We start from the raw sequence: 17,884 nt of genomic DNA, 5'->3' as shown, positions 1-17,884 counted from the left end.
AAGAAGCCGCAGAGGGCTTCTTTTTTTTATACTTCCATAATCACTGGGAGAATCATCGGGCGGCGTTTCGTTTTTTCGTAAAGATACGGTCCGAGGACATCTGAAATTTCGGTCTTCAGTTCAGCCCAGTCGGTATTTTTGCTGTGGATTTTTTTGTTCAAGTGACGGTTCAGCATCTGCTGTGCCTCGTAGATCATCGTACCGGATTCGCGCATATAGACGAACCCGCGCGAAATGAGGTCAGGTCCTGACACCATACGGCTTTTCTTCTTGTCGACGCTGACGACAACGATGACTAGTCCTTCTTCAGACAGCACGCGGCGGTCGCGAAGGACGATATTGCCGATGTCGCCGATTCCGCTGCCGTCGATGTAAACATCGCCGGAAGGGATGCGGCCTGCAACCGAAGCTTCGTCTTGGCCAAGAGCCAAAACATCGCCGTTTTCCATGATGAAGGTATTTTCGCGCGGAACATCGCAGTCGACTGCGAGTTCTGCGTGTTGAGCCTGCATCCGGTATTCGCCATGAATCGGCATGAAGTATTTCGGTTTGATCAAGCGCAGCATCAATTTGTTTTCTTCTTGTGAACCGTGGCCGGATGTGTGGATATCATTCAATGAACCATGGATGACATCAGCCCCTGCACGGAACAATAGGTTGATCGTGCGATTGACGCTGCTCGTATTGCCCGGAATCGGGGAAGACGAGAAGACGACGGTATCGTTTGGCTGGATCTGGATTTGACGATGTGTACCGTTGGCGATACGTGACAGTGCAGCCATCGGTTCGCCTTGTGAACCTGTACATAGGATGACAACTTTATCGGCAGGCATCCGGTTCAAGGTTTGCGTATCGATAAACGCATCTTCAGGAGCCGTGATATAGCCGAGCTCGCGTCCGATCGTCATGGCATTATCCATGCTGCGGCCGAAAACGGCGATTTTGCGGCCTTGGCGCACAGCTTCATCGGTCACTTGTTGCAAACGGTAAATATTAGAAGCGAACGTAGCGAAAATTAAACGCCCTTCGACTTTCCGCATGATTTCCTTGATCGTTTCGCCGACTTTGCGTTCGGACATCGTGAAATTCGGGATTTCAGCATTAGTCGAGTCAGACAATAGGCACAATACCCCTTCGCTGCCGATTTGGGCCATTTTCAATAGGTTGGCCGGTTCGCCGACTGGTGTGAAGTCGAATTTAAAGTCACCCGTGTGGACGATGCTGCCGGGCGGTGTTTTGACGACTACGCCGAATGAATCGGGAATACTGTGGGTCGTGCGGAAGAAACTGACCGAAGTTTTACGGAATTTGATAACATCTTCCTCTTCGATTTCGATCATTTTCGTTTGGCGCAACAAGCCGTGTTCTTCCAGTTTTTTACGCAATAAGCCAAGTGCTAGCTTACCGCCGTAAACTGGCATATTCACTTGCTTGAGCAGGTAGGGAATGCCGCCGATATGGTCTTCGTGGCCATGTGTAACAAACAGGCCCTTGATTTTATCGGCATTTTTAACCAAATAGGTGTAATCCGGAATGACGTAATCGATTCCGAGCAAATCGTCTTCCGGGAATTTGATGCCGGCATCAATGAGGATGATTTCATCCTGGAATTGGACACCGTATGTGTTTTTGCCGATTTCGCCCAGTCCGCCGAGCGCGAAAACAGCTGTTTGATCATTTTTCACGAATTTCATTATGCGTCGATAGACTCCACTTTATAATCTTGGGAGGCTTGTTCATATTCGAGGTGCTGGCCTTCTAGAAGCTGCACGAGCTCGATGTTGAAGTTGCGGTCCTTCAGGTGGTGACGGACTTCCCGCTCGGTGGAAGCTTCTACATACAAACTTTGTGTGTTTTCGCGAACTGGTACTTCAAAACGGTTTTCTTGGTAATATACTTTAAAAATCATATTTTGCTCTCCTTTTTCCACGTTCAATATAAATGCACTTTCTTTATATTATCATGTCATTGTTCTAAAATAAAGAATAGCCCTCCTATTTATTAAGAAGGGCCGAAACAAACCTTATGCTATCTTCTTTTTGTTCATAATGCCGTTGAGCTGTCTGAGTAGTCTGCGTTTCAACCGTTTCAGCATGGCTCACCACTCCTTATGTATAGTATACTGTTTTTTCTGACAAAAGCAAAGAGGGTGTATTGAGAAATGCCCCAAAAGATTGGAGATAGGATTATGTCGAAATTATTATTATTGGATATCGATGGCACCTTGCTTGATACGAACAAACAATTGCCGGCAGCTACCAAACAAGCATTGATTGCAGCCCGCGCGAACGGGCACCAGCTGGCCATCGCGACGGGACGTGCGCCGTTTATGATCGGTGCACTTCTCGAGGAATTATCGATCGATACGTATATTACGTTCAATGGCCAGTACATTGCATTTGAAAATGAAGCGGTGCACAAACAGGCTATTGATTCGGAAACCTTGGAAAAAGTGTTGGCGTTTGCAGAGCAGCGCGACCATCCGCTAGTCTTCTTGAACGAGCATAAGATGGTGTCTTCCATCGATTTTCATCCGGACATCGACGAAAGCATCAAGAGCTTAAAATTCCCTCATCCGGAAATGGACAAAGATTTCTACCGTACGAATGATGTGTACCAGGCGCTCGTATTCTGTGAAGAGCACGAAGAAAGCCAATACCATGAAGAATTCCAGAACGTGGATTTTGTCCGCTGGCACCGTGTATCGTGCGACATTCTTCCAAAAGGCGGCAGCAAAGCGGAAGGCATCAAGCAATTGATCCGCGCGACTGGCCATCGCTTGGAAGATACGATTGCGTTCGGCGATGGATTGAACGATCTTCAAATGATGGAAATCGCCGGTTTCAGCGTTGCGATGGCGAACGGCCACGAAGAAACGAAAAAACGCGCCAACCACATTACAGGGCACGTCGACGAAGGCGGGCTGGCCAGCGCATTCGAGTTCCTTGGCTTGAGCCGGTAATTTTTTAGCTAGTTTAGAAGTTTTAACTTCCATAGAAAAACCCCGCCTCCAAAAAATGGAGGCGGGGTTTTGTCATTTCACGGTTTCAGCTTGAAGGTCGATGGGTGAAGCATTTTCGACTTCCTGGAACGGGTCGTTCGGGTTGATGTGATCGTAGAACATGATGCCGTTCAAATGATCAAGTTCGTGTTGGAAAGCGATGGCTGGAAGGCCCTTCAAGCGCATTTTGAACTCTTCGCCGGAAAGCGTATGGCCTTTGACGGTGATGCGGGCATAACGCGGAACATAGCCAGGAACTGAACGGTCGACAGACAGGCAGCCTTCGCCGCTGGATAGATAGGTTTTCTCGACAGAATGGCTGACAATTTTCGGATTCACTGCCACCAGGCTCAAATTCTCGCCGGAATGTTCGTCAAAATGCAAAGCGAAGATCCGTTTGGAGACATTGATCTGGGGAGCGGCGATTCCGACGCCCGGACGCAAATCATATTTTTCCGCCAGCTCGTCATCCTGGCTGTTCTTTACATATTCCAAAAGCTCTTCACCGAGCTTACGGTCTTCTGCAGAAAGCGGGAGCTTGACCTCTTCGGCTTTCTGGCGAAGAGTGGGGTGCCCTTCACGGATAATGTCATTCATCAAAATCACGTATGTTCATCCTTTCATGGTGCTCACTAGTATCTCTATTGTAGCGTATGATCGCATTTTTGAAAAAAGAAAAAGCTCTTGCCGTTATTGTATTTTGCCGATATTCATTCTATAGTTAATTCATGGAAATCAAGGGGGACTTTATTGTGAAGAAACTAACCATCGCCACGGTTTTGACAGGCACTCTCTTTCTTTCGGCATGTTCAGGGGCATCGACAGAGGAGCAACTGAACGAAATATTGGAGACGACTTTCGAAGAGGAAGCCGAGTACCGTGATGTGCAGAGCGAATTGCAAAGTCATGAACAGAACGAGCAAGAAATCTTCGAATCGATTATGGCTTTGACCAAAGAGCAACAGGCAGAAGTGGAAGAGAAGTCTCAGGAAGCGATCACTTCAGCCGATGAACGACTCGAACTTTTGGAAACAGAACGTGAATCGATGCAAAATGCAGCTGAGGAATTCAAGGAAATCGACCAATTGATCGAACAAACGGAAGACGAAACTGTCCAGTCAGATCTCGAAGCGCTGAGAGATCAGATGAATCAACGCTTTGTAAAGCACGCCGAATTCACGGACGCTTATGAGACTTTGATCGAACGGCAGAAAGAATTGTATGCAATGGTGGCAGAGGAAGATATGGATCTTGCCACTCTTCAAGATAAGACAAATGAAGTGAATGAGCAGAATGAGCTGGTCCAAGAAGCCGTAACAGCCTTCAACGAACAAACGGAACAGTTCAATGAGCTAAAAAACGAAACCACAGAAAAAATGAATGCAGAAAACGACTGAGCAGCCGCCCCGGCTGTTTTTTTCTGTGCTATAAAAGAGTGGTTTTTTCTTTTCGTATTATAACACAGTACCAATTATTCTTATAGTACAGTTACGATTATTTTTAAGTTCTGCAAAAACGGGTATACACGTATAATGTAATGTTCTTCTATGATTGACCGTAATATTGTGGTGGCGTATACTGAAAAAGAATGTGGCAATTGTATCACTAAGCTAGTGTTAAAATTTTAATACAGATAAAGGAGAGTTGCTTTTATGGCTGCGAAAAAGAATCAGCAATTCGATCCGGTGGAAACACTTCAAGCGATCGAAGAAAAGTTCGAAATGGTTCAAGTATTGAACGAAGAAGGCGAAATTGTTAATAAGGATTACGATCCGAATCTATCCGATGAGCAATTGGAAGAATTGATGAAGCGCATGGTTTACACGCGCATCCTGGATCAGCGCTCGATTTCATTGAACCGCCAAGGGCGTCTTGGGTTCTATGCACCGACTGCCGGACAGGAAGCGTCTCAATTGGCTTCCCATTTCGCGTTGGAAAAAGATGATTTCATCTTGCCAGGATACCGCGATGTACCGCAATTGATCTGGCACGGCTGGCCGTTGCACCAAGCGTTCTTGTTCTCCCGTGGGCATTTCAAAGGGAACCAGATGGCTGAAGGCTTGAACATCTTGCCTCCGCAAATCATCATTGGCGCACAGTTCATCCAGGCAGCTGGTGTTGCGCTTGGCATGCAGAAACGCAAAAAAGAAGCAGTCGCAGTCACTTACACAGGCGACGGCGGATCTTCACAAGGTGATTTCTACGAAGGCATCAACTTTGCCGGCGCATTCCGCGCACCGGCGATCTTTATCGTACAAAACAACCAATTCGCGATTTCGACACCGCGTGAATTGCAGACATCAGCAAAAACGATTGCACAAAAAGCTGTATCAGCAGGGATCCCAGGAGTGCTTGTTGATGGCATGGACCCGCTTGCAGTATACGCAGTCACTCGTGATGCACGTGAGCGCGCCGTGAAAGGCGAAGGGCCGACGTTGATCGAAACGATGTGCTACCGCTACGGGCCCCATACGATGGCCGGGGATGACCCGACGCGCTACCGTACTTCGGACATTGACAGCGAGTGGGAAAAGAAAGATCCGCTTGTACGTTTCCGTAAATATCTTGAAGCTAAAAAGCTATGGAACGAAGAAAAAGAAAACGAAGTGATTGAGAAAGCAAAAGAAGAAATCAAAGCGGCAATCAAAGAAGCAGATGGCACGCCGAAACAAAAAGTATCCGACCTTCTCGGAATTATGTACGAGGAAGTTCCATTTAACGTACAGGAACAACTCGATATCTATAAAGCAAAGGAGTCGAAGTAAGCCATGGCACAAATGACGATGATCCAAGCGATTACGGACGCTCTGAAAACAGAAATGAAAAACGATGAAAATGTTCTGGTTTTCGGTGAAGACGTAGGTAATAACGGCGGTGTATTCCGCGCAACTGAAGGTTTGCAAAAAGAATTCGGCGAAGATCGTGTATTCGATACGCCACTCGCTGAATCAGGCATCGGCGGCCTAGCGATCGGTCTTGGATTGCAAGGCTATCGCCCGGTACCGGAAATCCAGTTCTTCGGCTTTGTTTTCGAAGTCATGGACTCCATCAGCGGCCAAATGGCGCGTATGCGCTACCGCAGCGGCGGCACGTTGACATCGCCGGTGACAATCCGTTCACCATTCGGCGGCGGCGTACATACGCCGGAAATGCACGCTGACTCACTCGAAGGGCTTATGACTTCACAGCCCGGCTTGAAAGTAGTCATCCCATCGACACCATACGATGCAAAAGGATTGTTGATCTCTGCAATCCGCGACAACGACCCGGTCATTTTCCTTGAGCATATGAAATTGTACCGTTCATTCCGCCAAGAAGTGCCGGAAGAAGAATACACGATTCCACTCGGCAAAGCCGACGTGAAACGTGAAGGCACAGACCTTTCCATCATCACTTACGGTGCTATGGTGCAGGAGAGCATGAAAGCAGCTGAAGAATTGGAAAAAGATGGCCACTCAGTGGAAGTCGTCGATTTGCGCACAGTTCAGCCGCTTGATATCGAAGCGATTATCGCATCCGTTGAAAAGACAAACCGTGCAATCGTTGTACAAGAAGCACAAAAACAAGCTGGAATTGCAGCGAATGTCGTAGCTGAGATCAACGACCGTGCAATCTTGAGCCTTGAAGCTCCAGTACTCCGCGTAACAGCACCGGACTCTGTCTTCCCATTCTCGCAAGCTGAGCAAGTTTGGCTGCCGAATGCAAAGGATATAGTAGAAACAGCGAAAAAAGTACTGAATTTCTAATTGCCGGATAGCGGAAGCAACACGCCGTTCTTTCCAGCGTGAAATTAGAAAAACAGCTTGAATTCAGTTGAACCGGCTTTCGCGTAATGAAAGCCGGTACTGAATCATTGCTAAACAGCAGCATTCCGTATGGTGCGCCGTATCGAATGTACAATAGAAAGGGTGACTAGAATGGCTTTTGAATTTCGATTGCCGGATATCGGTGAAGGTATCCACGAAGGTGAAATAGTAAAATGGTTTATCAAGGCCGGAGACACGATCGAAGAAGACGATATTCTATGTGAAGTACAGAATGATAAAGCGGTCGTAGAAATCCCGTCTCCTGTTTCAGGAACCATCGAGGAAGTGCTCGTAGAAGAAGGAACCGTCGCAGTCGTCGGAGATGTACTCGTGAAAATCGATTCTCCGGATGCGGATGATGTCCACTTCAAGGGCGGAAAAGACGACGAAGAAAAACCTGAACCTGAAGCGAAGCAAGAAGAGCAGCAAGAAGAAACAGAAGAGCAAGTTCAATCCGGAACAGCTGAATCCGGCGAAAACGTCGAAAAAGAGCCGGCTCCGGAAAGCAAGCCAGAAGGCGAAACCGGCGCAGGCGACCAGCCGCAAGCAGATGAAGCAGACAGCGACTCGAATAAACGCGTCATCGCAATGCCATCTGTGCGTAAATTCGCTCGTGAAAAAGACGTCGATATCAAGAAAGTCAAAGGGTCCGGCGACAACGGGCGTATTATGAAACAAGATATCGAAGCGTTCTTGGAAGGCGGCCAGGAGCAAGAAGCACCGGCAGCAGATCAAGAAACGGCTTCACAAGAAACACAGGAAACAAAAGAAGCACCAGCGAAAGCCGCTCCAGAAGGCGAGTTCCCGGAAACTCGCGAGAAAATGTCCGGCATGCGCAAAGCGATCGCCAAAGCGATGGTGCATTCGAAGCACACGGCTCCTCATGTTGCGTTGATGGACGAAGTCGATGTAACAGAACTCGTTGCACACCGCAAAAAGTTCAAAGACATCGCTGCAGAAAAAGAAATCAAGCTGACGTATTTGCCGTACGTAGTCAAAGCTTTAGTCAGCACATTGCGCGAATTCCCTGCGCTTAACACGTCGTTCGACGATGAAACCGGCGAAGTGATTCACAAGCATTACTTCAATATCGGGATTGCTGCAGATACGGATAAAGGCTTGCTCGTTCCGGTCATCAAAAATGCAGACCGCAAATCCGTCTTCGCCATTTCCGATGAAATCAACCAGCTCGCGACAAAAGCTCGCGAAGGGAAATTATCATCTGCAGAAATGAAAGGCGCTTCATGCTCGATCACGAATATCGGCTCTGCAGGCGGCCAATGGTTCACGCCAGTCATCAACCACCCGGAAGTTGCTATCTTGGGCATCGGGCGCATTGCTGAAAAACCGGTAGTGAAAAATGGTGAAATTGTAGCAGCTCCTGTGTTAGCATTATCATTGAGCTTCGATCACCGCATGATCGACGGAGCAACCGCACAACACGCATTAAATCACATCAAGCGTTTGTTAAGTGAACCAGAATTACTATTAATGGAGGCGTAAAACTTATGGTAGTAGGAGATTTCCCAATCGAAACAGACACGCTCGTCATCGGCTCAGGCCCTGGCGGCTATGTCGCAGCTATCCGTGCAGCACAGACTGGCCAAAAAGTTACCATCGTTGAGAAAGAATACATCGGCGGCGTTTGTTTGAACGTCGGCTGTATCCCTTCAAAAGCGATGATTTCTGTCGGCCACCGTTTTGAAGAAGCCCAGCATTCCGATGAGATGGGCATCGTGGCAAAAGAAGTTTCCTTGAACTTCGAAAAAGCACAAGCGTTCAAAGATAGCGTCGTCAAGAAATTGACTGGCGGCGTCGAATCTTTGCTAAAAGGCAATAAAGTGGAAATCGTACGCGGCGAAGCATATTTCGTGGACGAGAACACTGTTCGCATCATGGACGCGGACTCTGCCCAAACGTATAAGTTCAAAAACGCGATTATCGCAACGGGTTCACGCCCGGTTGAAATCCCAACATTCAAATACTCAGAGCGCGTCATCGATTCAACAGGCGCCCTTGCGTTGAAAGAAGTTCCGAAAAAACTTGTTGTCATTGGCGGCGGTTATATCGGGACTGAGCTTGGAACGGCTTATGCGAACATGGGTTCTGAAGTGACAATCCTTGAAGGTGCACCGGATATCCTTGCCGGATTCGAAAAGCAAATGACATCAATTGTCAAAAAAGGCTTGAAGAAAAAAGGCGTCGAAGTCATCACAAAAGCGTCAGCTAAAGGCGTAGAAGAGTCAGATTCAGGCGTTTCGGTTTCATACGAAGCTGGCGGCGAAGAGAAAACAATCGACGCGGACTATGTATTGGTTACTGTCGGTCGCCGTCCGAACACGGATGAAATGGGCCTTGAAGAGCTCAACATCAAAATGGGCGAGCGCGGCCTTATCGAAGTCGACAAGCAATGCCGTACAAGCATCCCGAACATTTATGCGATCGGTGATATTGTGGCAGGACTTCAATTGGCGCATAAAGCTTCATACGAAGGTAAAATCGCTGCTGAAGCGATTGCCGGCGAAAAATCAGAAGTCGATTACTTGGCAATTCCAGCGGTTTGCTTCACAGACCCTGAACTTGCAAGTGTTGGTTTGACTGAAGAGCAGGCAAAAGAAGAAGGCTTTGAAGTAACAGCTGCTAAATTCCCATTCGGCGCAAACGGCCGTGCTTTGTCACTGAACGCTGCAGAAGGTTTCGTGAAACTTGTCTCTCGTAAAGAAGATGGGTTGCTATTAGGCGGGCAAATCGTCGGAGCAGGCGCTTCCGATATGGTTGCAGAAATTGGCTTGGCCATCGAAGCGGGCATGACAGTGGAAGATATCGCAATGACGATCCACGCTCACCCAACTTTGGCTGAAACTACAATGGAAGCTGCCGAAGTAGCTTTAGGTACGCCGATTCACATCATTAAATAAATAATTGCAAAAGGACCGCAAAATGCGGTCCTTTTTTCTATGCTTTGTACGTACTGCGTATGTTAAAATTTTACACAAGGAGGTTGATTATGAAAAAACAGAATTGGCTATTGCCAGCATGTGCGATGTTTCTGCTTGGGGCTTGTTCTGATGAGACTGCTTCAGAGCCGGAAGATACAGCACAAGAACAATCAGCGCAAACGGATGATGTCGAGAAAGACGTGGCATCAGAGCGATCCGCAAGTGAGCAATCAGATCAAGCAGAAATAGAAGAGCAGGAAAATGCGGAAGAGCAGGGGGCTGAAGAAGACAGCGAAAAGGTTGCCGAGCCGAGCTACCGTATCAATCCGCAAAACTCGAAAGTCGAACCGATCGGCGATGCGAACGAACAAGCGGTCTTGATCACGATCGACGATGCACCGGATACATATTCGCTTGAAATGGCCGAAACCTTGAAAGAGCTTGATGTACCGGCTATCTTTTTCGTCAATGGGCATTTCCTCGATACAGAGGAAGAACAACAGACCTTGTCTGAAATTCACGACATGGGCTTTGCGATCGGCAACCATACGAATACCCATGTCAACTTGAAACAGTCCACAGAAAGCGTCCAGCAAGATGAAATCGTTTCGCTGAATGAGCGTGTGGAAGCGATCATCGGGGAGGCGCCGAAGTTTTTCCGTGCCCCGTTTGGCGTAAACACCGAGTTCAGTAAAGCCCTTGCCGAAGAACAGGGCATGGTGCGCATGAACTGGACCTACGGCTATGATTTCATGCAGGGCTATATGGAACCGGAAGCATTGACAGAGATCATGGTCAATGCTCCTGAACTCAATAGCGGCGGGAATCTGCTGATGCATGATAGGGAGTGGACAAATGAGGCACTGCCACAAATTATCGAAGGGCTGCGCGATAAAGGCTATGAATTTGTAGATCCAGATGAAATAGAAGAGATCCAACCGTAAAAAAAGGATCCGGCGCTGATTGCGCTGGATCCTTTTTACTGTATATCGTTAACGGAATGCATGATGTTCTTTGATGACATGAAGCGTTTGGAGCGAATCATCTTCAGGCCCCTGCACCGGCAGCCCGGCTTTGACGTTCGTGTGGATATAAGAAATGTTCTCTTCGGTAATGATTTCCCCGGGGATGAAAATCGGGATTCCTGGTGGATAGACCATAATGAACTCGGCCGAGATGCGTCCTACCGCTTCATCGATTGGAATGATTTCCGTCTCTGCGTAAAAAGCATCGCGTGGCGTCATCGCTAGCCGTGGAATTTCCGGCAATAAGACAATCGGTTCCGAAACCGCATGCTCAGTCTCCAAGGCTTCGCTCATACGCTGCAAGGCATTGACGAGCAAGTTGATTTCTTTCCGGCTATCGCCGAGCGTGACGAGGCAGAGGATGTTATACAAATCGGATAGTTCAATTTCGATATTGGCGTTCTCGCGCAGCCATTCTTCCGCCTGATGCCCGGTAATGCCAAGGTTTTTGACGCTGATCAATAACTTAGTCGGGTCCATATCGTAAGTCGCAGAAGAATTAAGCAGCTCTTTCCCGACGCATACTAAATGGGGGATCTTATTGATCCGCTTGCGTGCGTCCTGTGCCAGCCGAATCGTCTGGTCGATCAGGTCAAAGCCGTGTATCGCGAGCTGGCGCCGTGCCGTATCGAGCGATGCCAATATCGGATAGGAAGTGGATGTTGTCGTAAGCATCGACAAAGTCGCTTGGACGCGCTTCGGCGACACCAAGCCTTCACGTACGTTCAGCACAGAACTCTGCGTCATGGAGCCCCCCAGTTTATGGACCGATGTGGCAGCCATGTCCGCTCCTGCTGCCATCGCGGAAATCGGCAAGGATTTATGGAAATGGATATGGACGCCGTGCGCTTCATCGACGAGCACAGGAATGGATTTGTCATGGGCGATATCGACAATGCGCTTCAAATCAGCCGCCACGCCGAAATAAGTCGGGTTGATGACGAGCACCGCTTTGGCATCGGGATATTCAATTAAGGCTTTCTCTACTGATTCAGGCGAAATGCCATGGGAGATGCCGAGTTCCGGATCGACTTCCGGATGGATAAAGACAGGGATGGCGCCGGCAAAAACAATGGCGGACATGATGGATTTATGGACGTTGCGCGGGACGAGAATTTTATCGTTCGGCCCGACGACGCTCAAAATCATCGTCATGATGGCACCGCTCGTTCCTTGGACCGAGAAAAAGGTGTGGTCTGCGCCGAACGCCTGCGCTGCCAATTCCTGCGCTTGTTTGATGGCGCCTTTTGGAGAATGCAGGTCATCTAGTGGCGCTATATTAATCAAGTCGATCGACAGGATATTATCGCCGACGAATTCCCGGAATGCGGGATCGACTCCTTGGCCTTTTTTATGGCCGGGAATGTGAAATTGTATAGGATGCCGGTTTCGATGCTTCAATAAAGCATCAAAGAGCGGAGTTTCGAGTTGTGACAATGGGACGTGCACCTCACTTTATCAAAATGAAAACAAGAGAAATTATAGCATGCAAGACGCCTCGTTACTATACTTATAGTATGGATGTCTGACTTATTTTCGTCCGCATGGAACAAGCTGCACGCATGGAAAAGGGAATTTCGAAATTGAAGCGAATAGACAAATAGAGGACAAAAAAGGAGTGGGATAATGGCGTTTAAGACAAGAATCACTGAATTACTTGGAATCGACTATCCGATCATACAAGGGGGCTTGGCATATTTGGCTTATGCAGACCTGGCCGCAGCGGTCTCGAATGCCGGAGGGCTTGGCCAAATCACGGCGATGAGCCTGCCGGGGCCTGATGAGTTGCGCGAAGAAATCCGCAAAGTCCGGGAATTGACAGATAAGCCATTCGGCGTGAACTTTGCGATCGGTGAGCATGGGCGTGCATTTTCGCATATGCTCGATGTAGCAATCGAAGAACGGGTGCCTGTTGTGTCGATGACTGGCGGCAACCCGACACCGATTTTTGAACAATTGGAAGGCACCGATATCAAGAAATTGGTGTTGGTGGCAGCAAGGCGCCAAGCTGAAAAGGCGGAGACGCTTGGGGCAGATGCCGTTATGGTCGTCGGGCATGAAGGTGGTGGGCACCTCGGCCGTGATGATATCGGGACAATGGTCCTGATTCCGCAAGTGGTCGATGCCGTGTCGATTCCTGTGATCGCGTCTGGGGGCATTGGCGATGGGCGCGGATGGATGGCGGCGCATGCGCTTGGAGCTGAAGGAATTGAAATGGGAACGCGCTTCATCGCAACGAAAGAATGCATTCACGCGTCCCAGCTATATAAGCAGCAGTTGATTGACAGCACAGAAAACGATACAGTAATTATCAAGCGCAGTATCGGTGCACCGGCCCGTACATTGTCCAATGCATGGACGGATCGCATCTTGGAAATCGAAAAAGAGACGCCGAACTATGAAGCGCTAAAAGATTATATTAGCGGAACCGCCAATAAACGCTATATTTATGATGGAGAACAAGAAAAGGGCTTCGGCTGGGCAGGGCAAGTGACGGGCTTGATCCGGGATGTGCCGACTGTCCAGGAATTGTTCGACAGAATGATCCAGCAAACTGAAGAAATCCGCAAACGCTGGGGGATTAATGAAAGAGAGTAGGTGAAGGCCATGGAATATTCATATCCATTTTCCATCGATTGGACGACCGATGAGATCGTCGATGTCGTGGAATTTTTCGAAGCGATAGAAAAAGCTTATGAAAAAGGGGTCAAACGTCAGGAATTGATGGACAAATACCGTAAGTTTAAAAAAGTTGTGCCATCGATGGCAGAAGAAAAGACATACTTCCGTGAGTTTGAAGAAGAAAGCGGCTATGTCAGTTTTACGGTCGTCAAAAAGATGAAAGAAGCTTCAGGCGATGAATTGATCCGCATCAAAAGATAGAAAAACCGCCGTTCAGCGATGAACGGCGGTTTTTTCGTTTGCTTGAAGCAACTTCCGGTAAATCGGAAGCAGCTCGCGGAATGTTTCTTCTGCAAAAGCATAGAATCCATCTTTATCGAGCGCAGCAGCATCAGCACGTGCCAACTGCCTGCCGATGACGAGCTCCCCTTTTTTGACATCGCGCAGCCGCGTGAGCAGCTTTTCGATGCCCTCTTCGCCAAGCGATGCGATGGTTTCGGCTTCAGGCTTCATATGATCGCCTGAAACGACAAATTCTTCCGGCATGTCGGCTAAAGCCGCAGTGGAAATCAGTTGATTCGCCATTTGCGGTTTGCCGGGCGCTTCGTAAATGACAGCAAGAATGACAAATACATGGCTTTCCCAAAGCCCAATCTGGAAATGCGGGACGGCTTTATAGCCGCGTTTATAAGGTGCAAATGCCACCCAGCTGTCATTCGGCGGATTAACAGTCCGGCGCATGTGTTTCGCGACATGGGGGAAAAATTCATCCCCGGTTTCTCCAGAGAAATAAGCGGAAAAGTCTTGGCCCAATGCTTCGAACTTTGGCCGTACATAAGTCGATAATGCTTCCATGCGTTCCTCGAGCCCTGGAGTTTCAAATACTTCAAAATCCTGTTCAGTCCAGTATGGATTCACGGACATCCCCTCCTTAAATAATCATCACGGTTTATTTTAACGAAGTTTTGGAAGAATGAATATAAATAAGTTTTCAAGAAGAAAAAACGGGGTAAAGATGTGTAACAAACATCGCAATCGGAATATTCCGATTATGAGGGAAGGGGGGCGCTCACTTATGAAGCAGATGATACAGATTATCCGGAAAGCGGATGTAGAAAAAGAGTATATCAATACCTTGAAGCTGGAGCTTGATTACGAATTGGCCACCTTGTATGATGCAATGCAGCAAAATGACAGCAGCCAAAAAGACAAGAGCAAGAAACGGCTTGCAGAAATACAGGTAGAACTGGAGGCTCTTCATGCATTGTAAACAGACGACCATACCGTAGAAGCATCTGCTGGCTAAAGACAGTGGATGCTTTTTTCGTTATACTGGAAAGAAATAAGGGGGAGCTCATACATGGACCAGCACGCAATGGACCGATACATAAAATCAATGATCAAAGAAGCGGGGCACCGGATCCGTAATTCATTTCTTAGTGACATCTCGGTGGATACGAAAGCCCATGCAAATGATTTGGTCACAAACGTGGATAAGGAAGTGGAGAAATTCTTCATCCAAAACATCCGAAAAGATTTTCCTGGCCACCGCGTTTTTGGTGAAGAAGGATTTGGAGACACAATCGAAGAATTAAGCGGCACGGTATGGATGCTCGACCCAATCGATGGCACTATGAATTTTGTGCACCAACGACGCAATTTTGCCATTTCGCTCGGTATTTATGAAGATGGTGTCGGCAAAATGGGTTATATCTATGATGTCGTCAATGACGATTTGTATCATGCAATAGCAGGAGGCGGCGCTTATTATAACGATGAACGCCTGCAGCCGCTCATCGAGACGGACATTAGCGAATCGATCATCGGCATGAACGCCATGTGGGCAACGCCGAACCGGCACGTGGAGCATGAAGCGACGATACGCCTCGTTCATGATGCGCGTGGCATGCGTTCGTACGGTTCCGCGGCGCTTGAGCTCGCTTATCTGGCGAGCGGGCGAATCGATGCTTATATTTCCATGAGGCTATCGCCGTGGGACATCGCCGGGGGATTGGTCATGGCAAAAGAAGTAGGTGCTGTTGCGAGCAATTTTTCGGGCGCAGCTGCAAACCTGCTGAAGTCGGATACATTCGTCGCCGCTAACCCGTCCATACACGGAAAACTGCTCCAGGATTATATCAAGCCAAAGCAAGCATAATAAAGCTGAAAATGGATTGCGCATAAAATCGTTCTTTCTGCAGGAGTGGGGCAATGCCCATTTAACAGAAAGGACGATTTTTTTATGCTTTGCTAGAAGGAAAAAGGGGCTGCCCAAAAGGTCATGAAAAATGACCTTTTGGGCAGCCCCTTTTTTTGTCTATAATACGTCTGCTTCGCGCATTTCTTTTTTGCGTTTGAACCCAAAGCCCATGATGACCAACAACAATAGAATGGAAAGCAAAATACCGGTCACGCTGCGAAGTGCCACTGCGACGCCGATGAGCACCATCGCCCCGATTGCCGCCAATGAATATAGTACAAAAATCCATTTTATATTATGCCATGATTCTACGATCGCTTCTTTCATCCCATCTAACCTCCTGCATACAAGAAAATAAAATCGTAGGGTTTTTCCCCTATATGTGCTATACTAGCACAGTTATAGGCTCGAAAAAAGAATATTGGAGTGAAAGTATGACTAACCTTAGAAACGATTTACGAAACATTGCAATTATCGCACACGTTGACCACGGCAAAACGACATTGGTGGATCAGTTGCTTCAGCAATCAGGAATCTTCCGATCAAACGAACATGTTGATGAGCGGGCGATGGACTCAAACGACATTGAAAGAGAACGCGGAATCACAATCCTAGCTAAAAACACCGCGATTCAATATAAAGACGCTAAAATCAACATTTTGGATACTCCTGGACACGCCGATTTCGGTGGTGAAGTTGAGCGTATCATGAAAATGGTTGATGGTGTCTTGCTCGTTGTCGATGCGTACGAAGGCTGTATGCCACAGACACGCTTTGTCTTGAAAAAGGCGCTTGAGCAAAACCTCAAACCGATTGTAGTCGTCAACAAAATCGACCGCGATTTCGCGCGTCCGGATGAAGTTGTCGATGAAGTCATCGAATTGTTCATCGAACTAGAAGCAAACGATGACCAGTTGGAATTCCCTGTCATTTTTGCATCAGGCATGAACGGAACGGCAAGTCTTTCATCTGACCCATCCGACCAAGAAGAAAACATGCAGGTCATCTATGATGCCATCATGGACCATGTACCTGCACCGATCGATAACCGCGAAGAACCATTGCAATTCCAAGTGGCGCTTCTTGACTACAACGACTATGTTGGCCGTATCGGTATCGGGCGCGTATTCCGCGGCACGATCGAAGTCGGGCAATCCGTTTCCTTGATGAAACTGGACGGCTCTGTCAAAAACTTCCGTATTACAAAAATCCACGGTTTCATGGGCTTGAAGCGTATTGAGATCCAAAAAGCCGAGGCAGGCGATTTGATCGCAATCTCTGGTCTAGAAGATATCAACGTCGGTGAGACGGTATGTCCTCAAGATCATCAAGAAGCCTTGCCGATTCTGCGTATCGACGAGCCGACGCTGCAAATGACATTCCTTGTCAACAACAGCCCGTTCGCTGGTAAAGAAGGTAAGTTCATTACATCAAGAAAAATCCAAGAGCGTTTGGATGCTCAATTAGAGACAGATGTTTCCTTGCGCGTTGATCCAACGGATTCCCCGGATGCATGGGTCGTATCGGGCCGCGGCGAGTTGCATCTATCGATCTTGATCGAAAATATGCGCCGTGAAGGATTCGAGCTTCAAGTATCGAAACCTGAAGTTATCGTCCGCATGGTGGATGGCGTCCGCTGCGAACCGGTTGAACGCGTTCAAGTGGATGTTCCCGAAGAATACACTGGCGCGATCATCGAGTCACTTGGTGAACGTAAAGGTGAAATGCTCGATATGATCAATAACGGAAGTGGACAAGTACGTTTAGTATTCAATGTCCCTGCACGCGGATTGATCGGCTACACAACTGAATTCCTGACGCAAACACGCGGATATGGAATCATCAACCACACATTCGATAGCTATCAGCCAGTTGCATCAGGACGCGTAGGCGGCCGTCGCCAAGGCGTGCTCGTTTCAATGGAACGCGGCAAATCTTCAACTTACGGCTTGATGGGCATCGAAGACCGCGGAACTTCATTCGTTGAAGTCGGAACTGAAATCTATGAAGGCATGATCGTCGGTGAACATAACCGCGACAACGATTTGACAGTCAACATTGTCAAGATCAAAGCGGCGACTAACATCCGTTCTGCCAACAAAGACCAGACGACTACGATGAAAAAAGCGCGTTTGATGAGCCTTGAAGAAGCACTTGAATACTTGAACGATGACGAGTACTGCGAAATCACTCCTCAGTCGATCCGCTTGCGTAAGAAAATTCTTGATAAGAATGAGCGCGAACGCATGGCGAAGAAAAAGAAAGTAGCCATCGAAGAATAAACAACTGGA

At 47.9% G+C, this 17,884-nt stretch carries 18 protein-coding genes; 12 read left to right on the top strand and 6 right to left on the bottom strand.

Features of this window, described 5'->3' with window-relative positions; translation table 11 throughout:
• Positions 1 to 26: 26 nt before the first annotated feature.
• Positions 27 to 1,694: a ribonuclease J1 gene (gene rnjA / locus M1Q06_RS10825; RefSeq protein ID WP_121297811.1), complete on the bottom strand. Its 1,668-nt coding sequence runs from the start codon at positions 1,692 to 1,694 to the stop codon at positions 27 to 29.
• Positions 1,694 to 1,909, bottom strand: coding sequence for a DNA-dependent RNA polymerase subunit epsilon (locus M1Q06_RS10820; RefSeq protein ID WP_058383454.1), 216 nt, complete (start codon positions 1,907 to 1,909; stop codon positions 1,694 to 1,696). The genes rnjA and M1Q06_RS10820 overlap by 1 nt, the downstream gene beginning before the upstream one ends.
• Positions 1,910 to 2,188: 279 nt before the next feature.
• Here M1Q06_RS10820 and M1Q06_RS10815 point away from each other — a divergent pair, with 279 nt between their 5' ends.
• Entirely contained in the window at positions 2,189 to 2,962 is a 774-nt protein-coding gene (locus tag M1Q06_RS10815; protein ID WP_121297810.1) for a Cof-type HAD-IIB family hydrolase, read from the top strand.
• Between the two features lie 72 nt (positions 2,963 to 3,034).
• Here the strand turns inward: M1Q06_RS10815 and def are convergent, their stop codons facing one another.
• Positions 3,035 to 3,607 carry a peptide deformylase gene (def, locus tag M1Q06_RS10810; RefSeq protein WP_434399571.1) on the bottom strand — a complete coding sequence of 191 codons (573 nt, stop codon included), beginning with the start codon at positions 3,605 to 3,607 and terminating at the stop codon, positions 3,035 to 3,037.
• Between the two features lie 146 nt (positions 3,608 to 3,753).
• On the opposite strand from def, the gene M1Q06_RS10805 reads away from it, so the two are divergent.
• The 6 genes from M1Q06_RS10805 (at position 3,754) to M1Q06_RS10780 (ending at position 10,690) form a co-directional block, all read left to right on the top strand.
• Positions 3,754 to 4,398, top strand: a complete 645-nt coding sequence (locus M1Q06_RS10805; RefSeq protein WP_434399570.1) for a YkyA family protein — start codon at positions 3,754 to 3,756, stop codon at positions 4,396 to 4,398.
• A 255-nt stretch (positions 4,399 to 4,653) separates the two neighbouring features.
• A complete protein-coding gene (gene pdhA / locus M1Q06_RS10800; RefSeq protein WP_121297807.1) occupies positions 4,654 to 5,766 on the top strand; it encodes a pyruvate dehydrogenase (acetyl-transferring) E1 component subunit alpha in 1,113 nt (370 codons plus the stop codon).
• Between the two features lie 3 nt (positions 5,767 to 5,769).
• Positions 5,770 to 6,747, top strand: a complete 978-nt coding sequence (locus M1Q06_RS10795) for an alpha-ketoacid dehydrogenase subunit beta (protein ID WP_058383459.1) — start codon at positions 5,770 to 5,772, stop codon at positions 6,745 to 6,747.
• A gap of 171 nt (positions 6,748 to 6,918) precedes the next feature.
• Positions 6,919 to 8,310 (top strand): dihydrolipoamide acetyltransferase family protein, encoded by a 1,392-nt coding sequence (locus M1Q06_RS10790; RefSeq protein ID WP_121297805.1) that lies wholly within the window; start codon positions 6,919 to 6,921, stop codon positions 8,308 to 8,310.
• A gap of 5 nt (positions 8,311 to 8,315) precedes the next feature.
• Positions 8,316 to 9,725, top strand: coding sequence for a dihydrolipoyl dehydrogenase (lpdA, locus tag M1Q06_RS10785; RefSeq protein WP_121297804.1), 1,410 nt, complete (start codon positions 8,316 to 8,318; stop codon positions 9,723 to 9,725).
• 89 nt (positions 9,726 to 9,814) lie between these two features.
• Positions 9,815 to 10,690, top strand: coding sequence for a polysaccharide deacetylase family protein (locus M1Q06_RS10780; RefSeq protein ID WP_434399569.1), 876 nt, complete (start codon positions 9,815 to 9,817; stop codon positions 10,688 to 10,690).
• Between the two features lie 48 nt (positions 10,691 to 10,738).
• On the opposite strand, the gene M1Q06_RS10775 is transcribed toward M1Q06_RS10780, so the two are convergent.
• Positions 10,739 to 12,208, bottom strand: coding sequence for an aminotransferase class I/II-fold pyridoxal phosphate-dependent enzyme (locus M1Q06_RS10775; protein ID WP_121297802.1), 1,470 nt, complete (start codon positions 12,206 to 12,208; stop codon positions 10,739 to 10,741).
• A 189-nt stretch (positions 12,209 to 12,397) separates the two neighbouring features.
• On the opposite strand from M1Q06_RS10775, the gene M1Q06_RS10770 reads away from it, so the two are divergent.
• Both M1Q06_RS10770 and M1Q06_RS10765 read left to right on the top strand, forming a co-directional pair.
• Positions 12,398 to 13,369 (top strand): NAD(P)H-dependent flavin oxidoreductase, encoded by a 972-nt coding sequence (locus M1Q06_RS10770; RefSeq protein WP_434399568.1) that lies wholly within the window; start codon positions 12,398 to 12,400, stop codon positions 13,367 to 13,369.
• Between the two features lie 9 nt (positions 13,370 to 13,378).
• The gene (locus M1Q06_RS10765; RefSeq protein ID WP_121297800.1) at positions 13,379 to 13,654 is read left to right on the top strand and encodes a UPF0223 family protein; all 276 of its coding nucleotides are present in this window, start codon (positions 13,379 to 13,381) and stop codon (positions 13,652 to 13,654) included.
• A 12-nt stretch (positions 13,655 to 13,666) separates the two neighbouring features.
• On the opposite strand, the gene M1Q06_RS10760 is transcribed toward M1Q06_RS10765, so the two are convergent.
• Positions 13,667 to 14,311, bottom strand: coding sequence for a YktB family protein (locus tag M1Q06_RS10760; RefSeq protein ID WP_434399567.1), 645 nt, complete (start codon positions 14,309 to 14,311; stop codon positions 13,667 to 13,669).
• A 157-nt stretch (positions 14,312 to 14,468) separates the two neighbouring features.
• On the opposite strand from M1Q06_RS10760, the gene M1Q06_RS10755 reads away from it, so the two are divergent.
• Entirely contained in the window at positions 14,469 to 14,663 is a 195-nt protein-coding gene (locus M1Q06_RS10755; protein WP_058383467.1) for a hypothetical protein, read from the top strand.
• Positions 14,664 to 14,753: 90 nt separating this feature from the next.
• Complete coding sequence (locus M1Q06_RS10750; protein WP_121297798.1) at positions 14,754 to 15,551, top strand: inositol monophosphatase family protein; 798 nt, start codon at positions 14,754 to 14,756, stop codon at positions 15,549 to 15,551.
• 159 nt (positions 15,552 to 15,710) lie between these two features.
• On the opposite strand, the gene M1Q06_RS10745 is transcribed toward M1Q06_RS10750, so the two are convergent.
• Positions 15,711 to 15,920: a YlaF family protein gene (locus M1Q06_RS10745; protein ID WP_434399566.1), complete on the bottom strand. Its 210-nt coding sequence runs from the start codon at positions 15,918 to 15,920 to the stop codon at positions 15,711 to 15,713.
• Positions 15,921 to 16,027: 107 nt separating this feature from the next.
• Between M1Q06_RS10745 and typA the strand changes: the two genes are divergently transcribed.
• Positions 16,028 to 17,875, top strand: coding sequence for a translational GTPase TypA (typA, locus tag M1Q06_RS10740; protein ID WP_121297796.1), 1,848 nt, complete (start codon positions 16,028 to 16,030; stop codon positions 17,873 to 17,875).
• Positions 17,876 to 17,884: the final 9 nt, after the last annotated feature.

The organism is Planococcus sp. 11815 (assembly GCF_051096385.1).
GTDB lineage: Bacteria > Bacillota > Bacilli > Bacillales_A > Planococcaceae > Planococcus > Planococcus citreus.
This window is presented reverse-complemented; position numbering and strand designations above follow the sequence as displayed.